This is a genomic window from Psychrobacter vallis (assembly GCF_904846715.1).
GTDB lineage: Bacteria > Pseudomonadota > Gammaproteobacteria > Pseudomonadales > Moraxellaceae > Psychrobacter > Psychrobacter vallis.
Genome location: NZ_CAJHBU010000009.1, coordinates 57,819 through 80,203 on the forward strand (window position 1 = coordinate 57,819; position 22,385 = coordinate 80,203).

Below are 22,385 nucleotides of genomic sequence, written 5' to 3' on the forward strand. Positions count from 1 at the left end.
ATTAAACTTTATTTATAGCGTCCGTAGTCATATCACCCTTATCGGCATCATGAGACAAAAACGTAGGCAAAAAGGTTTCGCTGATGAGCAATGAACGGCCATACCAATCATAACGCGTTTGCCGTTGCCAACCTTCAGTGGTGTGTCGAACAGATCGCTGGTTTGGCAGTGTACGACGACGTTTGAATAACACATAACCGATGGGCGTACCTTTTAGCTGTTGTAGACGTCGCACGTTGCCCTTTAAGCTTGATAGAGGAAAGATACTTTGAGCACCGACCCATGGCGCATCATCACAACCATATAACTGCACTTCACGTATCCACGCCAGTAGTGGACGATTTAGCGCTGAGCCTTGCAGACCCAGTTGTCGCTTTTGTTGCAGCGTCAAAAGCCGATAGCCCTCAAAGCTACGCTCTACTCGTATTGGCTGGCCTGCTTTTTCTTCCAGCAGGGCTGTGAGCGAACCTTCGGCGTTAAGCCACGATAGCAGTTCAGTAGGAGGCAAAGAAGTGGTGATACTAGCAACAGGGTTTGTGAGCATAGTTAACGGCTAATCGTGAGGTGTGTAAAATAAATGGTTATAGGTTATTAATAATGAGCACTAACGATGGGTATCAAAGGGTGGCGTATTGTCCTCATTAAACGGTAACGCTTCATGGGCTTGCTGACGATATTGCGCCATATGCATGCGGTCTTCGGCACAAAATTTCCCAATCGCTGGTACAAAACGAGGATCGTAAATACGGTGAAGAGAGTGCGTCGTCGTTGGGATAAAACCGCGAACCAACTTATGCTCCCCTTGCGTACCAGGATCAAAGGATACTAGCCCTTGTTCAATGGCAAACTCAATGCCTTGATAATAGCACAGCTCAAAATGCAAGCTGTCGTACTCACCCAGCGCGCCCCAGTAGCGACCATACAAAGTTGCCGTATCACTAACATTGTCGCTATCAGGTTTATCATATAAGAACAGGCTACTCGCGATAATTTCACCACTCACATCAAGTGCTTGCGCGAGCATTATATGCTCAGACATACTCGCTGCCAAAGCCATAAAAAAGTCCATGGTTAAGTATGGCTGCTGACCACGTACTGCGTACGTCATCACATAACAGTGATAAAAAGCTTTCCAGTCTTCATCGCTAATATCATCACCGCATTTGCGTTGACAGGTGATACCTTGCTCTGCAACTTTACGGCGCTCCGCACGGATGGTTTTGCGTTTTTTGGCTTTTAGCGTCATCAAAAACGCATCAAAATCCGCAAACGGCTGGCTGTCATTGACTAAGTCTTTGTTTTGCCATAAGAATTGACAGCCTTGCCGTTCAAGTATCGGCATTTCGATAGGCGTGGACTCTATACCGCTCTCTTGAACTGCTATCGCACGCTCTATATCAACCTCAGTGGGCATGGATGTCGTGGCAATAGAGGCTAGCTCAGGTGTAATAAATAACCCATGCCAGCTTGAGGCCCCGACTTGCTGAGCAATATCATCGATGCCCGCGATGGCAGTTTTGAGGATGTCTTCATTTAGGGTTTCCCCTTTTGCCAACCAAAGACGCTGACCCGTGATCGGCGTATATGGCACACTGGTGACCAGCCTGGGATAGTAATCAATACCATAGCGCGCGTAAGCCTCTGCCCATGCGTGATCAAATACAAACTCCCCGCGATGATGACCTTTTATAAATACTGGCATCACCGCGACGGGTTGCATTGCTGTGTCTGCCGCACTGTCTGCTACGCTATCAGTGCTATTAGCATAATCAGCGACACGATGTACCAAAATAAATATTGGTAGCCATCCTGCCTGCTCCCCAATCGCGCCCGTATCGGAAAGCGCTTGCCAAAAGGCAAATGACATAAAAGGCGTGTCTGGCGTTTGCCAATCTGTCCGGCTTTGCCAACTGGTATCATTAATCAGCGCATACTCTAAACTCATACTCATCGTCGCCATGTAGGTAATCTGTCGGTTGATGACTTAGCCTAGCAAACTTTTATGGTTTTGCTGTCACAATTTGCAAATAAATCAGGACAGCGGTCGCTGCGTTTTAGGTTACTATATACTGGTACTTCACAAATATTTTGTAAGTACTAGGCCAAACCGATAAATTTTTCCAGTACCAAGTGTCTTACGACGTTTGACATGATTACCTTACTAATAACTTGGATCGATATATATCTCAAGTAAAAATGAGCTTAGGTATTGAAACTTCGATCAATCATAATCAAAACATAGTGCTAAAATTCTATACAGCCTTTTTGTAACCAGTAGGTATAATTTGGCTAAATAATGGCTATACGTTTGGTTCTATAGTATACATATATATGTTTTCAAGCCCGTAAGCACGGGGTTAGAGCAGGATTTCTACACGATTTTCTATTAATAGATGTCGCTAGAGCAGATGATATTGTTGTCGATGACTGATAGAATAACCGTGATATCTGCTCAATATTATTTGAGTCTGTACCATACGCGCACAAGCTATAAACCAAACTCTAGATACAAGATGGACTTCGTATCAGATAACCGTATTGGATAACCTAGTCATACTTGATAGGTTAGCCATATTTATAGCGTAATGATGCGCAATAACGTAAAAAATAACGAAAGCAATGTTTTACGCCGTCTTGATACACTCTTGGCGGCGCTATATTTGCACTTGGTTTGACTGCCCACTTTATGCTTGCAGCTTTGCCTTGGTAATGCTGTGACAGCAGTCACGCCCTATTATTCACGACAGCCTAAAGGAAGAGCTTACTATAATGTCAAAAATTATTTATACAAAAACTGACGAAGCCCCCGCGCTTGCCACTTTATCATTTTTACCAATCGTTGAAGCCTTCACCAAAACTGCAGGCGTTGAAGTGACAACCAGCGACATCTCTGTTGCTGCCCGTATATTGGCCGAATTCCCTGAGTACTTGACCGAAGAGCAACGTGTTCCTGACAATCTGGCTGAGCTTGGTCGCCTGACTCAAGACCCAAACACCAATATCATAAAACTGCCTAACATCAGTGCCTCTGTCCAGCAGCTAAAAGCCGCTATCAAAGAGCTACAAAGTAAAGGCTTTGCGTTACCTAATTTTCCAGAAGACCCACAGACTGATGAAGAAAAAGAGCTACGTAAGCGTTATGGCAAAAGCTTAGGCAGCTCGGTTAATCCAGTACTGCGTGAAGGCAACTCAGATCGCCGTGCACCAAAGGCGGTGAAAAACTACGCACGCAAACATCCACACTCGATGGGTGAATGGAAGCAATGGTCAAGCACGCACGTGTCGCACATGCATGGCGGCGACTTCTATGATGGCGAGCAATCTATCACTTTAGACAAAGCCCGTACGGTACGTATGGATTTGCTGCTTGATGATGGCACTCAAAAGGTATTAAAACCTAAAATTGCCTTGCTTGATAAAGAAGTCATCGATCTGATGGTTATGAGCAAACAAGCCTTGCTAGAATTTTATGAGCAAGAAATGGAAGACTGCCGCGAAGCTGGTATTTTGTTCTCACTGCACGTAAAAGCCACCATGATGAAAGTCTCGCATCCTATCGTGTTTGGACATGCGGTGAGAATTTACTATAAAGAAGCCTTTGAAAAACATGGTGCTTTCTTTGACGAGCTAGGCATCAATGTCAACAATGGCATGGCTGATCTATACGATAAGATTTCAACACTACCAGCTTCAAAGCGTGAAGAGATTGAGCGCGACTTACATGCGTGTCAAGAGCATCGCCCACGTCTGGCCATGGTTGACTCTTCAAAAGGTATCACCAACTTCCATTCACCAAGTGATGTGATCGTCGATGCTTCTATGCCAGCGATGATTCGTTCAGGTGGTAAAATGTGGGGCGCTGATGGCAAAATGTATGACTGTAAAGCAGTGATGCCTGAGTCTACCTTTGCCCGTATTTACCAAGAAATGATCAACTTCTGTAAATGGCATGGTAACTTTGATCCAAAAACGATGGGAACCGTTCCTAACGTTGGCCTAATGGCACAAAAAGCTGAAGAGTATGGCTCGCACGACAAGACTTTTGAATCTAGCGATGCTGGTATTGCCCGTATTATTGACATTGATACCGATGAAGTATTGCTCGAAAAACGTGTTGAAAAAGGTGATATCTGGCGCATGTGTCAGGTAAAAGATGAGCCTATCCAAGACTGGGTAAAACTTGCTGTACGCCGTGCACGCGAATCAAATACCCCTGTTATCTTTTGGCTCGACCCATACCGTCCACACGAGAACGAGCTCATCAAGAAAGTTAAAATGTATCTAAAAGATTATGATACTGACGGCTTGCACATCGAGATTATGTCTCAGGTTCGCGCCATGCGTTATACCCTAGAGCGTGTTGCTCGTGGTCTTGATACTATTTCTGCGACTGGTAACATTTTAAGAGATTACCTAACCGATTTATTCCCAATTCTAGAACTCGGAACGAGTGCCAAAATGCTGTCAGTCGTACCACTAATGAAGGGTGGTGGTTTGTTTGAAACGGGCGCTGGTGGTTCTGCACCAAAGCATGTTGAGCAGCTAACAGAAGAAAACCATCTACGTTGGGATTCACTCGGTGAGTTCTTGGCACTGAACGTATCTTTGGAGCATTTGGCAAGTAATGATAACAATGCTAAAGCTCAAATCTTGGCAGATACGCTAGATACAGCGACAGAAAAACTGCTGCTTAATGACAAATCACCATCACGTAAAACGGGTGAGCTTGACAACCGTGGCAGCCACTTCTATCTAGCGATGTACTGGGCTGAAGAACTGGCCGCGCAAGATAAAGATAGCGAGTTAAAAGCGCAATTTACACCATTTGCGCAAAAGCTTAAAGAAAATGAAGCAGCCATTGTTAAAGAATTTAACCAAGCTCAAGGCAAGCCGGTAGACATCAAAGGCTACTACTATGCCGATCAAGAATTGGCTAAGAAAGCAATGCGTCCAAGCACTTTGTTCAATGAGGCATTGGCATCGCTATAGTCTGCTTAAGCAGTCGTGATTAGATAATCGAGCATAATATTCTTTTGTCTTTATGTCCAAAGATGGTTAAGCCAGTTTGAATCACAGTGAATGAAACACCTCAATGATCTTAGGACGTTGAGGTGTTTTTTTGTGCTTATCTAAAAATTACCATGACTAACTATCTTGCACTCATCTATATTTTTTAAACGCATAAAAAAGCCACCTACATGAGTAAGTGGATTTTCATAGAATCTAATAGCATAAAATGTTTTAAGCACTCATGCGATTAAGCATCCATATGTTTAATGATCGCTTTACCAAACTCAGAAGTGCTGAGCAAGATAGCATCTGGCATGAGACGCTCGAAATCATAAGTCACTGTTTTATTGGCAATAGCACCTTGGATACCATTGATAATAAGATCAGCTGCTTCCGTCCAACCCATATCACGCAGCATCATCTCAGCAGATAGAACCAACGAGCCGGGGTTTACTTTATTCTGACCTGCGTACTTTGGTGCAGTACCATGCGTCGCTTCATAGACAGCAATCGCGCCACCTTTGTTGGCACCTGGCGCAATACCAATACCGCCCACTTCCGCTGCTAGCGCATCAGAGATGTAGTCGCCGTTCAAGTTCAAGGTTGCGACCACCGAATAATCGGCAGGACGCATCAGAATTTGCTGCAAGAACGCATCAGCGATCACGTCTTTGATTATGATATCATTACCCGTTTTTGGGTTCTTCATGGTCATCCAAGGGCCTCCATCTAACAACGCTGCCCCGAAACGCTCTGCGGCAATATCATAACCCCAATCTTTAAATGCCCCTTCAGTAAACTTCATGATATTACCTTTGTGAACTAGGGTCACATTTGGCAAATCGTTATCGATGGCATGTTGAATGGCTTTACGCACCAAACGCTGTGACCCTTCCTTTGATACAGGCTTGATGCCGATACCGCAGTCATCAGAAAAACGAATCTCGGTGACACCCATCTCTTCTTTTAAAAAGTTAATGATTTTTTTGGCATCATCGCTGCCTGCTTTCCACTCGATACCTGAATAAATATCTTCTGTGTTTTCGCGGAAGATAACCATGTTTGTCAATTCAGGATGGTGAACGGGGCTTGGCACACCTTCGAACCAGCGTACTGGACGCTGACAGACATACAAGTCAAGCTCTTGACGTATCGCAACGTTTAGGGAACGAAAGCCGCCGCCAACTGGCGTGGTCAATGGGCCTTTGATGCTGATAACGTAGTCTTTTAAAATCTCTAGCGTTTCATTTGGCAGGTAGTCACCATCATACACTTTGGCCGCTTTTTCGCCCAAATAAGCTTCCATCCAAACGATGGATTTTTTACCATGATAAGCTTTATCCACTGCCGCATCGACCACTTTTATCATGACAGGCGTGATGTCCACACCGATACCATCACCTTCAATAAATGGGATAATAGGATGATTGGGTACATTCAGCGACAAATCAGCGTTTATGGTAACCTTTTCTCCGTCTCTTGGTACGATAACCTTATCATAAGACATGGATAAAACTCCTTGGTTGTCTGTTAGGTATCGCAAGCGCACTTACTACTTTGTTATGCTAGCCATTCTATTATAATTGTGACGTTCTAGACACTTGTTAGCTAAGCAAACGAGGAGGAGTACCGCACTTGCGGTATGGTGGTAAAAAACCTTGAAAAGTAACTTTTAACTAAAAGCTTTAAAAATCAGAAACCTAAAAGACAGTTTCTAATCATAACTATATTGGGGCGTGCTCTTATTTTAAAAATGGTGATAAAAATGAGCAGAACTGCAAAGGCAACGCATATATCTTTAGCAAATATTGCTGTGTTCCAAATAGCTGTGCCCCAATACAAATGATCGCAAAAACGCCACCCACTGTCTTAACCAGTGTACTAAAATAAAGGGTTAACCAAAAATATTCTGGTACACAGCCACTATTTATAAATAGCCACTATTTAAGTATCATCAATATAAATACCGTTATTATAGCATGGATTTTGAACATCTCTAAGTTCATACCAGTAGCATACTATTGGTGTTGTAGTAGATTGATTACACATCAAGATCATTCATTTATGATTTACATTTAGGAAACGCCATCTTATGTCGACCTCTAGTCTCATTTTATTTAATAAACCTTATGGGGTACAAAGTCAGTTTCGCGATGATAGCAACAATGATCACACAACCCTTTCGCAGTATTTTACGGATAAATCGTTGCGAGTGGCTGGTAGACTTGATGCCACCTCAGAAGGCTTGTTGATTTTGACGAGTGATGGCAGAGTCAATAAAGCCATTACCCATCCACCAAAAGCCAATGCTGGACGTAAGCAGGGTAAGACTTACCTAGTGCAAATAGAAGGCATTCCTACTACTGAGCAACTCAATCAGCTTAGACGTGGCGTGACTCTTAAAGACGGTAAGACCCTGCCTGCCGATATCACACACGTCAGTGAAGACGAGCTACCAATGCCACTTTGGCTGCGTAATCCACCGATACGTGAGCGTAAAAGTGTGCCGGACTCGTGGCTGATGCTCACTATTTATGAAGGTAAAAACCGCCAAGTAAGACGCATGACGGCGCATGTGGGACTGCCTTGTTTGCGCTTAATACGCTGGTCTGTAGCAGGGTTTGAATTGGGTGACTTGGCCGTTGGTGAGTTTGTGCGCATTCATTTAAATAGCGCACACTATCAGCAGTTGGGCATTATCGATTAACACAAAGTTATTCTAGCAGTATTGTATTTATTTTATGGTGGATTGACTATGTATAAAGATTACGACCTGTTAAACATAGCGTCTCGAATGGGTAAGATGTATCTGCTAAGATTCAGCACGTCATTGGTTATGTAAAATAGGTCTGACTCACTTATCATTTCATTCAATTTTTTATAGTAGGAATATGTCATGATTGCTTCTCATCGTTTTGTCTTATTGGCTACGAGCGTCTCTGCTGCACTTCTACTGAGTGCCTGTCAACCAGCAACCGAGGACGAACAATCTCCTCCTGCAGAAGAAATAACGCCGCCAGTGACGGAAATGTCCCATGCTCAACATGAAAGCATGACTGATGATGCGATAATAGAAAGCGAAAGCGTCACCGATGACACAAAAATGACTGACATGCTCAAAGACTATACAAAATCGATGACTCGAATGCATGATGAGATGATGATCGGTATGGGTTATAACCACCCTGATACCGCTTTTGCTAAAGGCATGCTGGGACACCATCGCGGTGCGGTAGATATGGCAGAGATTCAGTTAAAGTATGGCACCGATGCTGCCATGCGGCAGCTCGCTCAAGACATTATAGACAATCAACAGGTCGAAATTGATACTTTAAATAAGTGGCTCGCCAGCCATCCTGATACCGCCAAACCTAAACCCAATACTGAAGCCATGCAGCAGGCATATGCGAGGAGCATGGATATCTTACATGGTGACATGGTACTGGGTATCGCCAATCCTGTGCCTGACGTGGCATTTGCACGCGGTATGTTGCCACATCATATTGGCGCTGTAGAGATGGCGAAAATACAGCTCAAATATGGTACTGACGAGGAAATGCGCCAATTGGCACAAAAAATCATCGACACGCAGCAGGCTGAGATTGAGTTGATGGAGAGTTGGCTTGCTGCCCTTGAGACTAATAAAAACATGCCCTCAACCTAGTCACGCTCCATGACATTAACAGCCATTCAGCCAAGTCTCCCAATTTGCTTTTACTTGTGGATGTTCATTATCCTTTGAGGTTGTGCTGCATTGTGTTAAATGTAGGCTGACTTTATGAGGGAATACCGTTTCCATACTAGCATTGAGACCGGTAATGCCTTGCTGTGCCTCCATAGCGGCTTGAGGCTGCACATGGACAGACATTAGCTCATCACGGCGAAAGAAATAACATTCAACGTCGCGCTCTACATTACTCAGTAAGGCCAATTGTTTATTGTCTGCTTTGATACCGTCAATTGCAATAATGACATCATGCGCCGAGAGTCCGGCTTTGGCAGCCACGCTTGCACGCTGCACGCGATTAACCTTGAGTCCCGCTGGTGTTTCAGTACATCGTATCCCCCAAGGCACGTGCTTATCAGCCGTCTCTTTGGTATTGCTACGCATCTTAATACCGTTTGCTGCCAGCAATGCTTCGATGGGCAACTCTTCAACGCCATTGACATAACGACGCTCAAAGTCCTCCCATTCTACCAGTGGCATAAACTGCCCAATCACCACACCCATATCAGCATTACTGATACCGATACGTTTATTGTCATTTTGTTTGGCTTGAGTATAAAACGCCTTAACCACATCAAACAAACGGTAGCGACCAGCACTCTTTTGCAACAAGGTCAAATCCAAACATAGTGCGACGAGCGCGCCTTTATTATAATAACTGATACCCGCGTTGCCTGTATTTTCATCACTGCGGTACAGTTTAATCCACGCATCAAAGCTCGACTCGGCGACGCTTTGGTGCGCGCGACCTGAGGTTTGATAGTAACGGTTGATTTGTTCAGACAGCAACTTAAGATAGCTTGGCTTATCAATCACATTTGATGCTTGCAACATAAAGTCATCGATATACGAAGTAAATCCCTCAAACACCCATAGCAGTGGCGTGTATGCTTCATGGCGCAAATCCACGTCTAACATGACATCTGGACGCACGGTTTTGACCCACCATGAATGAAAGTACTCATGGCTACACAGTCCCAAAAATCGCTGATAGTCAGCACTTGGTAGCTTTGGTTCATCAATACTGGGCAAGTCACGACGCGGCGTAATCAAACTGGTGGAGTTGATATGTTCAAGACCACCATAATCCTGACCACTGGCAAACGTCATAAAAGTATAATCCTGAAATGGCGCGTCACCCAGCCAATCTAAATAGCTCTGGCAAATCTTTGTCACATCTTGCTGTAATCTGCCCATATTGGCATTGTGCTTACCTGAGAGGTAAAATTTATGCGGTAGAGTTTGATGCGCACTATCATGAACAATAAAATCAAAGCTATCTTGTTCTGCCATTTCAAAAGGATAATCAATCAATTCGTGATAACTGTCTGCCTGTAGCCCATAGCTATGCTTATTATTGTTATCTTGAACGCCATTGTACTCAACGTTGTTGTCTTGAACATTGTTGTCGTGACCATCGCTGTGCTGCTCATCAACACGCAAATGAGTGGACGGTAGGCCACATGCCAAAAGTACACGACTTTCATCCTTGCCTGCCAAAAACGCTGCTGGCACAACCAAGTTTACTTTTACTGGTTTTTTTTCTTGCCCATCGACTGCCAATGCCAAAGAAGTAAAGTTCCCATACAAGCGCTGCTGATCGACATAAGCGGTACGCACTGATAAATCATAACAATAGACTTCATACACCACGTTTACGGCCTGTCCTAGCTTTGCTTGCGGTAACTGCCACGTATTTTTATTTATTTTGTGGGCGCGATATGTCTCAGACTTTTTATCGCCCTCCGTTATTTGATAATGTACCGCAGTAATATTTCGAGCAAACTCACGCATCAAATAACTGCCCGGTATCCATGCTGGCAACCAAAGCTGAGGCGCGTCTGTCGTTGCCATAAAGGTAAGCGATACATCAACCAAATGCTCAAAAAAACGCTCAAAATCGAATCGATAGCTGATATCAGCCGCTATTTTGGTATTCGTATCGAGTGTATTGGCATTCGTTGACTGGGTATTAGAAGTTGAAGTCATGTCTTTTTATCCTTATTTTTACCTTTATGGTAAAAGCCCCGCTTCGAAAACGCAACGGACAAACCGTGAATACATCATAATCATCACCAAAACACAGAAAATAGCGTTTATTTTAGTAAAATATGACATTTATCAGTATTAAATGGCATTTTTTATTGTTTTTACCTTGAAAGTTATATGACCCATCGCAATTAAAGAGGCTAACTGCTAAAGTTACTTGAATAAACTGATGATAATTGACTAATGACGCGCCTATTTGGCTTGCCAATTGGATTTTTTAGGTTTATTGCAACCGTATTTAATTTTTACATAGATATATATTTAGGATAATTTATGACTACTATCGCAAAAGACACAGCCGTCACATTCAATTACACTCTAAAAGATGACGAAGGTAACATTCTTGACCAATCACCAGAAGGTCAGCCTCTTGCTTATTTGCATGGCCATAGCAACATCATTCCAGGCCTTGAGCAACAGTTAGAAGGCAAATCTGCTGGCGAAAAAGTCAATGCCGTTGTTGAACCTGCTGACGGTTATGGCGAATACCAAGAGCAAGCGGTACAACATGTACCACGTGATAACTTCCAAGGCGTTGATGATATCCAACCTGGTATGCAGTTTCAGTCAGAAGCTGGTGGCCAAGTAATGCTAGTTACTGTTACTGATGTAAATGACAAAGAAGTGACTGTTGATGCCAACCATCCTTTGGCTGGTAAGCGTTTAACGTTTGATGTTGAAATCCAAGAAGTACGTGCGGCAACTGAAGATGAACTAAACCATGGCCATGTACATGGCGCTGGTGGCGTTGAGCACTAATCTCTTTTAGAGCATGGTGAGAAAGCGTTAGGCAATAGATTATTATTGATCTTATTGACAATGCTAAAAAGGTTGGTGGCTTTGGCTGCTGACCTTTTTTTGTGCTTGCGTGACTTTACAGACAGAGGCTACAAAAAACTTATCCCAGTCTTGCAGATTCTTTTTAAGAAAGACGAGTGCAAGTACTACGCGTTGTAGATTAAGCAAGTTTGGAACAGCCAATCATCTTTTGGGGTTGGTATGATTGATAGTTCTACCCATTAATAATTGTTCCACAGACATAACAAAGCCTTATAACGACAAGCGTTATAAGGCTTTTATTACTAACCATCCATGTTAACGTTACATGATACTTAATCCCGGAGTATCTCATAACTGACAGGCTTCCAGCCTTATCATCCCTAAGTAACAAATCATCTATCCCTGATACGACCTTTAAGATACCAATCCCTAGTATCAATGAACCGTTTCGTTCAATCATGCCGTACAGTTATAATCGCAGATTGAGCGAGGGTTGGTAAGAGGTCTGAACGTCAATCCATGTAAGCATATGCTTACATGGATTCTCTTGGAATTTGCACTGTTCAGTTTTTCTATAATAATGGTTCTGTTTTATTTAGAGTCGACTATAGCTTCTCTTCAGGACTCAGCAACGCTGTGGGTTCAGCGCTCAGCATGAGATAAGCCGCTTCATTGATAAAAGCTTCATCTTCTGGTAACTCTGGGCGCTCAGCGGCTTTCATGCGACTACGTTCTTCAAATTTTGCATCCATTGCTGCTTGATACACATTCCAATTCGAATATGGGCGCTCACCCATGGCGATGAGACGTTTGTTTTCTGCTTCTAATGAACGCTTTTCGATCAGCTGCATCTTGGCTCGGCGGCTATTGATATCTAGATTGATGGATTTTTTCTCATCGTCCATGTCACGGATGTCATTGAGTGCCGATAAATATACAAACTGTGGGTTTTGCTCTTGGCGAATTTTGGACTGCTGATTAAGGGTCGCTAGTGTATCGTCAGTGAACTTGCCTTCAGGCTTGTAAGGCGAAGTTCTGATAGTGTCCCAAGGCAGGGCTTTTTTCTGCGCACGCTCACCAAAGGTGGCATCATCGTAAATATTGACCAATTCAACGTCAGGTACAACCCCTTTGTTCTGTGTACTACCGCCAGTGACACGGTAGAACTTACGCTGAGTCAATGTAGCCGAACCCAAAGCCAAATTATCCAGCTGAATTTGCGCAGAGCCTTTCCCCGTTGTCGTGCTACCGACGACCAATCCACGACCATAATCTTGAATCGCAGCGGCAAAGATCTCACTGGCTGACGCAGAGGCTAAGTTGGTAATAACAGTCATTTTGCCGTCATAAAGCTGCGCGCCGCCGTCATTATCACGGTAAACTTGAATATTGCCGCGATTGTCACGGATTTGCACCATTGGTCCGCTCTTAATAAAGAAACCAAGCATTTTAGCAACTTCATCCAGTGAACCACCAGGATTGTTACGCAGATCCACCACCAGTCCATCAATATTTTCTTTGTTCAATTCTTTTAATGCTTTTTCGGTATCGATGCTGACGCTACGGTACTCTTCCCCATTACGACGTGCTTGATAATTCAAATAAAAGCTTGGTATTTCAAGGACGCCAATGCGTTTTGGCGTTTGGTCGATATTAGGACGCTGTACTTCTACGACGCGATGGGTCACACCAGACTCTTCTTGCTGAATAATATCGCGTACCACTGTAACATTACGAGCGCTGGCATCTGGAGCATTGGGCTGACGTACTTTTATTGTCACTGATGTGCCACGTTTACCACGAATCAGACTGACGATCTCACGCGTTGACCAGCCAACCACATCGGTCATGTTCTCACCGTCTTTGGCGATACCAATAATCAGATCATTGGGCTTAATCTGACCAGACTTAGCCGCTGGCCCACCTTCTACCAAGGTCACAATACGAGTATAGTCAGGGTTTTTGCGGTCAGGACGAATAGAAACTCCGATTCCTTCTAATTGTAGACTGGATTGGATTTGCAATTCATTTGCTTGAACTGGCGCATAGTAATTACTGTGCGGGTCATACGTCAGCATCGCTGTATTTAATACGGTTTCCATAATCTCATCATTGGTGAGACGAGCAAACTGTTCTTGCTGCCGCGACAGACGATTTTGTAAAATCTCACTGGGAGTACGCTGATCGTTACGAACCAAGTCCTGCCCGCGAGTGATGTCTGGATTGCTTAAAAATACTTTTTCTTTGGCCTTTTCATCTTCTTGACCCAACGTGATGCTCATTAACTGAAATTTCAGTTGCCGCGCCCAATAATCACGCTGCTCTTTTTTGGTCTTAAAATGACTGAGCTTTTCACGGTCAAGCACGATAGTGTCATTACCAGTCAAATCGATATCCGTTTTTAGCATTTTACTTGCAATGGCAAAGTACTCGTTTGAGCGTTTGCGGTAGCGTTCAAACACCTCTACCCCCGCCGATAAATCGCCACGTTTGAGCCTAGCACCGAAATCAGCGGCGTATTTTTTCTTAAATTCATCGACATCGGACTGCAAAAACAGCGTATGGTTGGGATCAAGGCTATCAATATACATCGACAAGATCTCACTACCCGTCTCACTGTCTAATGGCTGATTGAGATAGTGACTACGATCCAATAAAGCCGCAACTTGGCGAGTGGTGACTTTTTGTTCAGGAGTCTGGACAAAACCCTCTGTATTGGTGTCAGCCACTGCTGTACCATAGCTTTGGGTAAGAATAATACCAGCGATACCCACTGACGCTGCACTGAGTAACCACTGAGCTGGTTGTTTTTTCATCATATATACCTAGTTATTTTAAGTTAATAGTATTAGGGGTTTGATCAAAGTTAAAAATCATCGAATCACTTATTGCTCGTAAATACTATTTTTCATTCAAATCATTCTATATTTAGTATTGTCTATGTGGTCTTAGTTATCGTTCGTCTTTATTTAAGTCGTTTTGATTCAATCATGGTTTTTAATTGTCTTTACTGGCGGTCAATATATTATTAAAAATCAGTCAATAGTAGCATGGGGATAAATACAAAAATGTCTCAATCTGTATAAGCAATATTACACGCTACGCTGGCGCATACCAAACTTTCTGTCATATTTATTGTCACTGTTTTTCTTCTATTAACAGCCAATAACAGCCAAATTTTAATCGATGCCGCCATCAGATTATGCGACATTAATAATAAATGTCATAATAAAGCAATCATGATACGAGACAAAAAGATTACTTTTATGCGCTCTTGTTCATTCAATTTATAATACAACACAGCATAACACTATAAGGATTACGCTATGTACGGCGTTTTAATGATTGATATCGATAGTACCGCACTGACTGCTGAAGATGTGAGCTTGATCAAACAAGCCCAAGTCGGTGGCGTGATATTGTTTGCGCGTAACGTCGCCAATGCCGCGCAAGTGCGAGCATTGTGCGATGACATACGTTATCACAATCCTGATATATTGATTGGGGTTGATCAAGAGGGCGGCCGCGTTGCACGCTTGCGCGAGGGCTTTACTCCCTTACCCGCTATGGGTAGACTTGGCAACTTATTCAACCAAGATCCAAACCGAGCATTGAACTGCGCTTATGACTGTGGCTATTTGATGGCAACCGAAGTACTGGCGGTCGGTATTGATCTAAGCTTTGCGCCTGTGCTTGATAGAGACGGTGTTAGCCAAGTCATCGGCGATCGCAGCTTTCATCATGAGCCACAAGCCATTACTGCGCTAGCAACTCAGTTTATGCGCGGTATGAAAGCCGCAGGGATGGCGACTACTGGCAAACATTTCCCCGGTCATGGCGCTATTGCGCCTGATTCGCATGTGTCAGAAGCCATCGATACACGCAGCTTAGATGAAATCATCAATAGTGACATGCAGCCATTTGCCCAAACCTTGCCATGGCTAGATGCCCTCATGCCAGCGCATGTGATTTTTTCGCAAGTAGATAATAAGCCCGCAGGGTTTTCTAAAATCTGGCTAAAAGACATCATTCGTAAGCATCTTAAATTCGACGGTGTGCTTTTCTCTGATGACTTATCGATGGCAGGAGCAAAAATGGCAGGTGATGTCAGCGCTCGCGTAAAAGCTGCGATTGAGGCAGGTTGTGATATTGCACTGGTATGTAATGATCGCGTCGCGGCTCACGAAGCGGCAGAAGCAGCACAGGAGCTGCCTTATCCCAATCAAAATCGCATCAAGACCATGTGCGGTAATATTCCTGTATGGCAAGGCACTCTTGAGTCTACTTGCCAGCAGTTTGATTATTGGCAACAAGCAAAACAAAACATCACTCAGACTTTCTTTGATACTCAATCTTCAACTGAGACTGTCACTGAACCTACTAAGTCAGTAGACCCCACCAACTATCAATAGTTATTTGCCAAAAAAAACCGCTTCCTATTAAGGAGGCGGTTTTTTATTAACTGACGAGTATCTGAGATTTTCAAATAAACGATAATAAATTAGTTCGCTGGGTCTAATGCAGTACCTTGCGTCGGATCATCACCATCTGGTAACACGTCATCATTATTACCATCGAGCGGATTGAGATCGGGATCAAATGTATTGTCATTGCCTGAGGTATTATTACCGATGGTCATATCATCAGCAGCATTGACCGTGCCATCATTGACCATAAACTCAATACGGCGGTTAAGGAAACGGCCTTGTTCTGTTGAGTTATCAGCGATAGGATCTGTTTCACCCATGCCTTTTGTAGACAATTTACTTGCGTCTATACCTTGAGACACTAAATACTGTTTGACAGCTTCAGCACGTTCACGAGACAGCTCCATGTTGTAAGCATTGGATGCTTGCTTATCCGTATGACCGATAATCATCAGATTTAAATCTGGTACTTCAGCCATTATTTTAGCAGCTCGGTCAAGAAAAGCTTTGTTCACTTCAGGAATTTCAGCTTCGTCCAGCTCAAAATTAATCACTTGGATGCTTAAGGCACGAGCAACATCACGTGGATCAGGGTTCTCTCCAAGGTTTGCGATAGCGACATCGGCTGCCGCTACACTGTCGTCGATTTCACCCTGTAAATCTAGTGGACCTTCTGCTTGTACTGTCATCGATGGTGCTGCTGCCTGTAAATCAGTCACTAACTGATCCAAGACGGCCGCATCTGGCGCGTTAACGGTAATGTTATCGCCTTTAATAATCATACTAGCGTTTGGTACATTTTTAACAATAGGTAATATGGTTGCGAGTTGCGCTGCTGCTGGCATATCTACCGCAAAGCTATCATCTACATCTGCGCGACATTTATTGGCTTCTTCACCAAATGCACTGCTTAGGGCATTCATGACGTTGGTCTGTAACACTTCATCCCCCACATTCATACGGCAAGCGTATAGAGTATTGTCTTCACCCATTGCGATACGTAACGACGCAGGCTCGATATCAGAAGCGATGGCCATGTCAGTTTCAGTGTCTTCAACGACTTGCTCCTCGACGACTGCTGGGGTGGCAACAGGTTCGGGATTATCTTGGCAACCTCGCAGCAGTGCCCAAGCCAACGCACCTAAAATAATTAAACCAATAATAGGTAGCAGCGCTTTCATAAAGCTACCTTTTTCTTCTTCTTCACGTACGAGTGGCGTGGTACTAACGGTGTCAGAAATGCGCTCACCTGCCAATGCACCTGCGCCTACTGGCAATACAGTACTTGCCCATGCAGGTATATGGTTTTCGTAGTTAGTACGATTTTCGTTTAGAAACTGCGGCACTGGCGTGCTACCTGCCAGACTCTTAATTTCATGAAAAGCAAGTGGCGCTGCCATAGCCGTTAGACCACGTGCTGCCGTGGTATCGACATTGTGTTCACTCGCCAATTCACGAGAGATCTGGTCGCGGTGCGAACCATCTGTCCAAACGCGGTCATAAAACCCTTGATCATCACGAGCAATATTTTCATTGGCAAAACGTCCGTAAGTCTCTTTGTCAGCAAGGCGTGCCGCAAAAATAGCATAAAATTGCTCAAGTAGATTTTGCTTAGCTGGGTTATGATCGTCCCCTAATACGGCTGGACTGACGGTCCGTGTCAAATGCTGGATAATATCCATAATATAATTTCTCCATTCATATTTATTAATATAATTTGAGTACCAAGAAATGCATCACAATACACAATTCTGATATAAAAACGCCAAAATAAGATAGAGCCATGACAGTCAAAGCCGTCAAAAGCTATATTTAACCGTTATTATTATAAAATTATTAAGCGCGGATTCACAATTTACACGTTGTTGTGCAAATGATATGTTAGGTAATGTTTCAGTAATGACACGTAACCAAAAGAGAGCTTAAGTACAAGTCACTAACATATCAACAACTGGCGATGACAGACATACCCTACAGCGATAGTCATTTAGATGCGCGAAAACAACTATTGTCTCACTTGCGCTGGTTCTGCAACAAACACGCTACTAGCCATCTCGTCTACTTCCGATTGTGAAATAGGACCTGAAGGTCTGGTCGGTGCATTATTTATAGATGTATTATTTGTCGGGATATTGCTAGAAAGATTAGTGGGAGCATTGCTAGCGTTGTTGTTAAAACCACTGTTATTGGGCGCAGGTATAACACGATCACCCGTATTATCATCTGGCGCTTGGTACTCTGCAGACTCGCCGCCATTGTAGTTATTGCCATACTCATTATTCGGGGGTATACCACCGTTCTCAAACTGCGGGTTCATGCCATTCATACTGGCCATATCATTTATTGTATCGCCACTATTAGGCAATGGTAGTGGCGCAGCGCTATCGATTGTCATAGCTGGCACCAAAGCGCGTATGTCTGTGACCAGTCGTTGCAGTAGCGAGTTATCTGGCGCTGCCAACGTGAGGCGGTCGTTTTGCAAATGCAGACGTGCAAATGGCATCGATCTGAGCATAGTGAAGACATTGGGCAACACCTCTGCTGGCAAGTTAGCGATGGTATTGGCGACCTCTGCCTGTACGGTCAATTCACAACGGCTTGCTTGCTCACCGAAGCTTGCATTCAGCGCCTGTTGCAAGGTGCCTTGCAGTGCTTCATCCCCGACAGTGGCGCTACAGCTAGATAGATTGCCACTGTTGTCTACGCCAACGATCAGCTCGACTGGCATCATTACTGTTGCTGGCGGTTCTGGTGCAGGCGCTACCACTACAGGCTCTACAGGTGGAACGTTATTGGGTCGGATAAATATTGCCCAAGCAGCAAGTGCCATAGCAGCCAAAGCTACTATTAATAAAAATACTCGCACCAGTAGATCATTGCGTTGATTGCGGGTGCGAATTTTTTCGTGCTTCATGCTGTTATTTTCCGCCCAATGATGTGCTGATGGGTTGGCATGAATCGCATCGGTATTTAGATGGGTATGAGGTAGAGAGCTATCAGGTAGAGAGGTATTGGGTTTTTCTAGATCAACACCTCCTACATAAGGCGCTGTCGATTCGGCTATGTCTGTAGTATATATTTCTCTTTTATCTACGGCAGCCTCATAAGTGCCGTCTAAAGACGTCTCATTTCTTGTGATGGTATTAATCTCTGACGCGATATTTGAAGCTAATTTATCACTGAAGCTTTGGGCAGCGATAATCACGGGTGCTGCCCAGACTGGTAGATACTGACGCAGTGCGGTCTGCTCTACCTGCAAGAACGCTGGCAGAAATTGACCATTGGCCAATACTTTGAGTTCATGATAAGCCAATGGCGCTGTGTTAATAAGCAACTGTGACGTGGTCAGCTCATCAATATGATGGGTGGCCGCCAGCTCTTGGACAATAACCTGCTGCATACTTGGGTCTAGCCACAGCTGTTCAAACAATGAGCTTTCTCTAACGCTATCAGTAACTATCATTTGATCGTCACGAATGAGCTGTGAATAAACCTGTGGCAATGCTAAGCGCGCGGCTAAAATGGCATAAAACTGCTCAAGTAGACTAACATAGGCCACATTATTTCTTTTGTCACCCAGTACCGCTGGCGTGACAGTTTTTTCTAATTGGTCGATAATACTCATAGCTGACTGCCTCTTTCGGCCTACCATTTAATCTATAAAAGAATGACTCTGTAAAAAAATGGATGGTTTATTGTATTTATAGCTGCTGTATTTTAAGATATTTTTATTATCTGCCTATCATTATCATTAAGATACGAAGCATTACTCACATTTCTTGATACCCTGCTATATTATTCACCATAAAAGCATAAAAATGCATCATTTTGTCATATATCAGGCTCAGCCTAAGGATTTTCTTTGTTTAACCATACGACCCTTATCATTATAATTACGGTTATTGTCAGCTTATTGGCATGGCAAAACAAGGCGTTATTCAATCGATTTATTTTTTATCCACCGGCGGTAAACAACGGCCAGTGGGATCGTTTTGTGACGCATGGTTTTATTCATGCTGATAGTATGCATCTGCTTTTCAATATGTTCACCTTATACTTTTTTGGTCGTGCTATTGAAGGCTTGTATCAGCCATTTTTATTCGGTTATGGTTTTGTGGTTTTTTACGTGTTGGCCATTATCATTGCGATGATTCCAAGCTATATTAAGAACAAAAATAATGCTAGCTACTTAAGTCTTGGTGCGTCAGGCGGTGTATCGGCTGTACTGTTTGCTTTTATTTTATTGGCGCCATGGGAAAAAATCTACCTGTTTGCCATTATTCCTATTCCTGCGATACTATTCGCCGTGGCTTACGTTGCTTATAGTATTTACGCTGACAAACGTGGCGGCTCAAACATCAATCACATGGCTCACCTGTGGGGCGGTGGATTTGGCGTGATAGCCACGATTATTCTAGAGCCAAAAGTACTGCCACACTTTATCAATGCGCTATTGTCGCCTGGTTTTTAGAAAATATCTCTATGATAGTTGGTTCACTTTAAAAAGGTTAACGTTCTGCTGGGGTAAATTTTATGAAGCATCTGTCACGCTTGCGAACAGCCAGCGAGGAAAATTTACCCCAGTAGAACACAATTAATAGCTGTGATATTTTTATTCTGGATTGACTATATTTTTAGAACGTTACCTCACTTTTTTCGCATTTTTATCCATTGAGATTTGATAGTTTATTATGATTATAGACATTATCGGTGATATTCATGGCTACGCAGACAAACTGACAGGTCTGCTACAGCAGTTGGGCTATCGTCACAATGGCCAACACTTTGTGCCGCCAGCTGGTCATCGAGCGTTATTTATTGGTGATTTGATTGATCGTGGCCCGCAGCAGGTCGCCACTTTGGAGATCGTCTTTGCCATGTTGGATGCTGATGTGGCCGATGCCATAATGGGCAATCACGAGTACAATGCGCTAGCCTTTGCCACGCTTGATCCCCATAATACCAAGCAGTATTTGCGCTCACACAATGAGGTACACGTGCGCCAACATGAGGCGTTTTTGGCCGAATTGCCATTTGGTTCAGACGGTCATAAATATTGGCTACAGCGCCTTTATGAACTGCCGTTATGGCTTGAGACTGACTGTGCGTGCTTTGTACATGCCTGCTGGGATGTCGATAGCATGGCGATACTAAAGCCATTACTGACAGAGGATAATCGTCTAACACCGCATGGCCTGACAGTCACTTCTCAAGAAAACACCGTACCGTTTGACGCGCTAGAGCGGGTACTAAAAGGCGTGGAAACGGCGCTGCCTGATGGGATTGTAATGATCGATAAAGAAGGCACTAAGCGTACGCGAGTAAGAGTCTGCTGGTGGCTTGAGAATCTGAACAAACGCACGTTCCATGAGGTTGCACGAGCACCTTTATCTGCATTGGCACAAATCCCAAGCGATGTGCTGGCTGAAAACATCGACTTTGCGCTTAAGACTGATAAGCCTGTGTTTGTCGGACATTATTGGCTGACGGGTATGCCTAAACCACTTAGCCCGCAAGTCGTTTGTACCGATTATTCGGCAGCGGTAGACAGTGGTTATCTGACTTGTTATCAGCTCGATACTGAGCAACCTTTGCCATTAACACCCAGTGACTTTGTGCAATACCGTCATGATATGGTTGATTCTAGATAAAAGACGTACAACTATTATGACGTGCCGCTAAATAAAGAAAACCCGCACTATTCATTACGCTTTGTGATTAAAAATCAAACTTGACTTTACGAAGGCGGCAAAATTTTTGTATGATGGTCTTTTTGGGGATATCACAGCATGAGCACTACATCGGCCACCATCGATACCGTTGAGCAAAACGAACCTATCACCTCTCCTGCTGGTCAAGCAAAAGTCGGCATTATCATGGGTTCACAGTCCGATTGGGCAACCATGAGCGCGGCTGCACAGTTGCTAGCAGACTTTGATATTGCTTTTGCGTGTGAAGTGGTCTCAGCCCATCGAACCCCTGACCGATTGTTTGATTATGCCAAAAGCGCGAAAGATAATGGCTTACAAGTGATCGTCGCTGGTGCAGGCGGTGCCGCTCATCTGCCCGGCATGTGTGCCAGCCAAACGCCGCTACCGGTCTTTGGTGTACCAGTCAAATCCTCTATGCTCAGTGGGTGGGATAGCTTACTGTCTATCGTGCAAATGCCTAAAGGGGTTGCTGTTGGGACGTTAGCGATTGGTACGGCAGGCGCTTACAATGCTGCCCTCCTTGCTATTCAAGTCCTCGCTTTGCATGATGAATCAATCGCTGCTAAGCTGGATAATTTGCGCAAGGCACAAACCGAAACCATTCTTGCCAGTCCAACGCCCGGCATCATCAATGGTTAGAGCGTGTTTGATATTCACAAATATAAGGTGCCTACAGTGCAC

15 protein-coding genes are annotated in these 22,385 nt (G+C 43.9%); 8 read left to right on the forward strand and 7 right to left on the reverse strand.

The genetic code is table 11. The features are described from left to right. Position 1: 1 nt before the first annotated feature. Complete coding sequence (locus JMY02_RS07560) at positions 2-544, reverse strand: chorismate--pyruvate lyase family protein (protein ID WP_201596823.1); 543 nt, start codon at positions 542-544, stop codon at positions 2-4. Between the two features lie 60 nt (positions 545-604). After that, a complete protein-coding gene (locus JMY02_RS07565; RefSeq protein WP_201596825.1) occupies positions 605-1,945 on the reverse strand; it encodes a GNAT family N-acetyltransferase in 1,341 nt (446 codons plus the stop codon). Between the two features lie 824 nt (positions 1,946-2,769). Between JMY02_RS07565 and JMY02_RS07570 the strand changes: the two genes are divergently transcribed. Beyond that, on the forward strand, positions 2,770-4,989 hold the full coding sequence (locus tag JMY02_RS07570; RefSeq protein WP_201596827.1) for an NADP-dependent isocitrate dehydrogenase: 2,220 nt from the start codon (positions 2,770-2,772) through the stop codon (positions 4,987-4,989). 268 nt (positions 4,990-5,257) lie between these two features. On the opposite strand, the gene icd is transcribed toward JMY02_RS07570, so the two are convergent. After that, complete coding sequence (gene icd / locus JMY02_RS07575; RefSeq protein ID WP_201596829.1) at positions 5,258-6,517, reverse strand: NADP-dependent isocitrate dehydrogenase; 1,260 nt, start codon at positions 6,515-6,517, stop codon at positions 5,258-5,260. A gap of 585 nt (positions 6,518-7,102) precedes the next feature. On the opposite strand from icd, the gene JMY02_RS07580 reads away from it, so the two are divergent. Beyond that, positions 7,103-7,717 (forward strand): pseudouridine synthase, encoded by a 615-nt coding sequence (locus tag JMY02_RS07580; protein ID WP_201596831.1) that lies wholly within the window; start codon positions 7,103-7,105, stop codon positions 7,715-7,717. A 189-nt stretch (positions 7,718-7,906) separates the two neighbouring features. Continuing rightward, positions 7,907-8,674: a CopM family metallochaperone gene (gene copM, locus JMY02_RS07585; RefSeq protein ID WP_201596833.1), complete on the forward strand. Its 768-nt coding sequence runs from the start codon at positions 7,907-7,909 to the stop codon at positions 8,672-8,674. A 15-nt stretch (positions 8,675-8,689) separates the two neighbouring features. Here copM and JMY02_RS07590 read toward each other — a convergent pair whose 3' ends face one another. After that, a complete protein-coding gene (locus JMY02_RS07590) occupies positions 8,690-10,726 on the reverse strand; it encodes a M61 family metallopeptidase (protein WP_201596835.1) in 2,037 nt (678 codons plus the stop codon). 333 nt (positions 10,727-11,059) lie between these two features. Here JMY02_RS07590 and JMY02_RS07595 point away from each other — a divergent pair, with 333 nt between their 5' ends. Continuing rightward, the gene (locus JMY02_RS07595) at positions 11,060-11,545 is read left to right on the forward strand and encodes an FKBP-type peptidyl-prolyl cis-trans isomerase (protein ID WP_021814365.1); all 486 of its coding nucleotides are present in this window, start codon (positions 11,060-11,062) and stop codon (positions 11,543-11,545) included. Positions 11,546-12,171: 626 nt separating this feature from the next. On the opposite strand, the gene JMY02_RS07600 is transcribed toward JMY02_RS07595, so the two are convergent. Continuing rightward, the gene (locus JMY02_RS07600; protein WP_201596927.1) at positions 12,172-14,382 is read right to left on the reverse strand and encodes a carboxy terminal-processing peptidase; all 2,211 of its coding nucleotides are present in this window, start codon (positions 14,380-14,382) and stop codon (positions 12,172-12,174) included. A gap of 510 nt (positions 14,383-14,892) precedes the next feature. On the opposite strand from JMY02_RS07600, the gene nagZ reads away from it, so the two are divergent. Then, positions 14,893-15,978 carry a beta-N-acetylhexosaminidase gene (gene nagZ, locus JMY02_RS07605; RefSeq protein WP_201596837.1) on the forward strand — a complete coding sequence of 362 codons (1,086 nt, stop codon included), beginning with the start codon at positions 14,893-14,895 and terminating at the stop codon, positions 15,976-15,978. Positions 15,979-16,067: 89 nt separating this feature from the next. Here the strand turns inward: nagZ and JMY02_RS07610 are convergent, their stop codons facing one another. Further along, complete coding sequence (locus tag JMY02_RS07610; protein WP_201596839.1) at positions 16,068-17,675, reverse strand: OmpA family protein; 1,608 nt, start codon at positions 17,673-17,675, stop codon at positions 16,068-16,070. 323 nt (positions 17,676-17,998) lie between these two features. Continuing rightward, on the reverse strand, positions 17,999-19,618 hold the full coding sequence (locus JMY02_RS07615; protein WP_201596841.1) for a hypothetical protein: 1,620 nt from the start codon (positions 19,616-19,618) through the stop codon (positions 17,999-18,001). 237 nt (positions 19,619-19,855) lie between these two features. Between JMY02_RS07615 and JMY02_RS07620 the strand changes: the two genes are divergently transcribed. The 3 genes from JMY02_RS07620 to purE all read left to right on the forward strand — a co-directional run bounded on the left by JMY02_RS07620 (position 19,856) and on the right by purE (position 22,343). Next, positions 19,856-20,464: a rhomboid family intramembrane serine protease gene (locus tag JMY02_RS07620; RefSeq protein WP_201596850.1), complete on the forward strand. Its 609-nt coding sequence runs from the start codon at positions 19,856-19,858 to the stop codon at positions 20,462-20,464. A 220-nt stretch (positions 20,465-20,684) separates the two neighbouring features. Beyond that, positions 20,685-21,644: a metallophosphoesterase gene (locus JMY02_RS07625; protein ID WP_201596852.1), complete on the forward strand. Its 960-nt coding sequence runs from the start codon at positions 20,685-20,687 to the stop codon at positions 21,642-21,644. Positions 21,645-21,782: 138 nt separating this feature from the next. After that, positions 21,783-22,343, forward strand: a complete 561-nt coding sequence (gene purE / locus JMY02_RS07630; protein ID WP_201596854.1) for a 5-(carboxyamino)imidazole ribonucleotide mutase — start codon at positions 21,783-21,785, stop codon at positions 22,341-22,343. Positions 22,344-22,385: the final 42 nt, after the last annotated feature.

Excerpts from the sequence above, each read along its gene's own strand:
- JMY02_RS07595 (WP_021814365.1), top strand. The coding sequence starts at position 11,060 with ATGACTACTATCGCAAAAGACACAGCCGTCACATTCAATTACACTCTA.
- JMY02_RS07625 (WP_201596852.1), top strand. The coding sequence starts at position 20,685 with ATGATTATAGACATTATCGGTGATATTCATGGCTACGCAGACAAACTG.
- JMY02_RS07600 (WP_201596927.1), bottom strand. The coding sequence starts at position 14,382 with ATGAAAAAACAACCAGCTCAGTGGTTACTCAGTGCAGCGTCAGTGGGT.
- copM (WP_201596833.1), top strand. The coding sequence starts at position 7,907 with ATGATTGCTTCTCATCGTTTTGTCTTATTGGCTACGAGCGTCTCTGCT.
- JMY02_RS07590 (WP_201596835.1), bottom strand. The coding sequence starts at position 10,726 with ATGACTTCAACTTCTAATACCCAGTCAACGAATGCCAATACACTCGAT.
- JMY02_RS07610 (WP_201596839.1), bottom strand. The coding sequence starts at position 17,675 with ATGGATATTATCCAGCATTTGACACGGACCGTCAGTCCAGCCGTATTA.
- JMY02_RS07580 (WP_201596831.1), top strand. The coding sequence starts at position 7,103 with ATGTCGACCTCTAGTCTCATTTTATTTAATAAACCTTATGGGGTACAA.
- JMY02_RS07570 (WP_201596827.1), top strand. The coding sequence starts at position 2,770 with ATGTCAAAAATTATTTATACAAAAACTGACGAAGCCCCCGCGCTTGCC.
- icd (WP_201596829.1), bottom strand. The coding sequence starts at position 6,517 with ATGTCTTATGATAAGGTTATCGTACCAAGAGACGGAGAAAAGGTTACC.
- JMY02_RS07615 (WP_201596841.1), bottom strand. The coding sequence starts at position 19,618 with ATGAGTATTATCGACCAATTAGAAAAAACTGTCACGCCAGCGGTACTG.
- purE (WP_201596854.1), top strand. The coding sequence starts at position 21,783 with ATGAGCACTACATCGGCCACCATCGATACCGTTGAGCAAAACGAACCT.
- nagZ (WP_201596837.1), top strand. The coding sequence starts at position 14,893 with ATGTACGGCGTTTTAATGATTGATATCGATAGTACCGCACTGACTGCT.
- JMY02_RS07560 (WP_201596823.1), bottom strand. The coding sequence starts at position 544 with ATGCTCACAAACCCTGTTGCTAGTATCACCACTTCTTTGCCTCCTACT.
- JMY02_RS07565 (WP_201596825.1), bottom strand. The coding sequence starts at position 1,945 with ATGAGTTTAGAGTATGCGCTGATTAATGATACCAGTTGGCAAAGCCGG.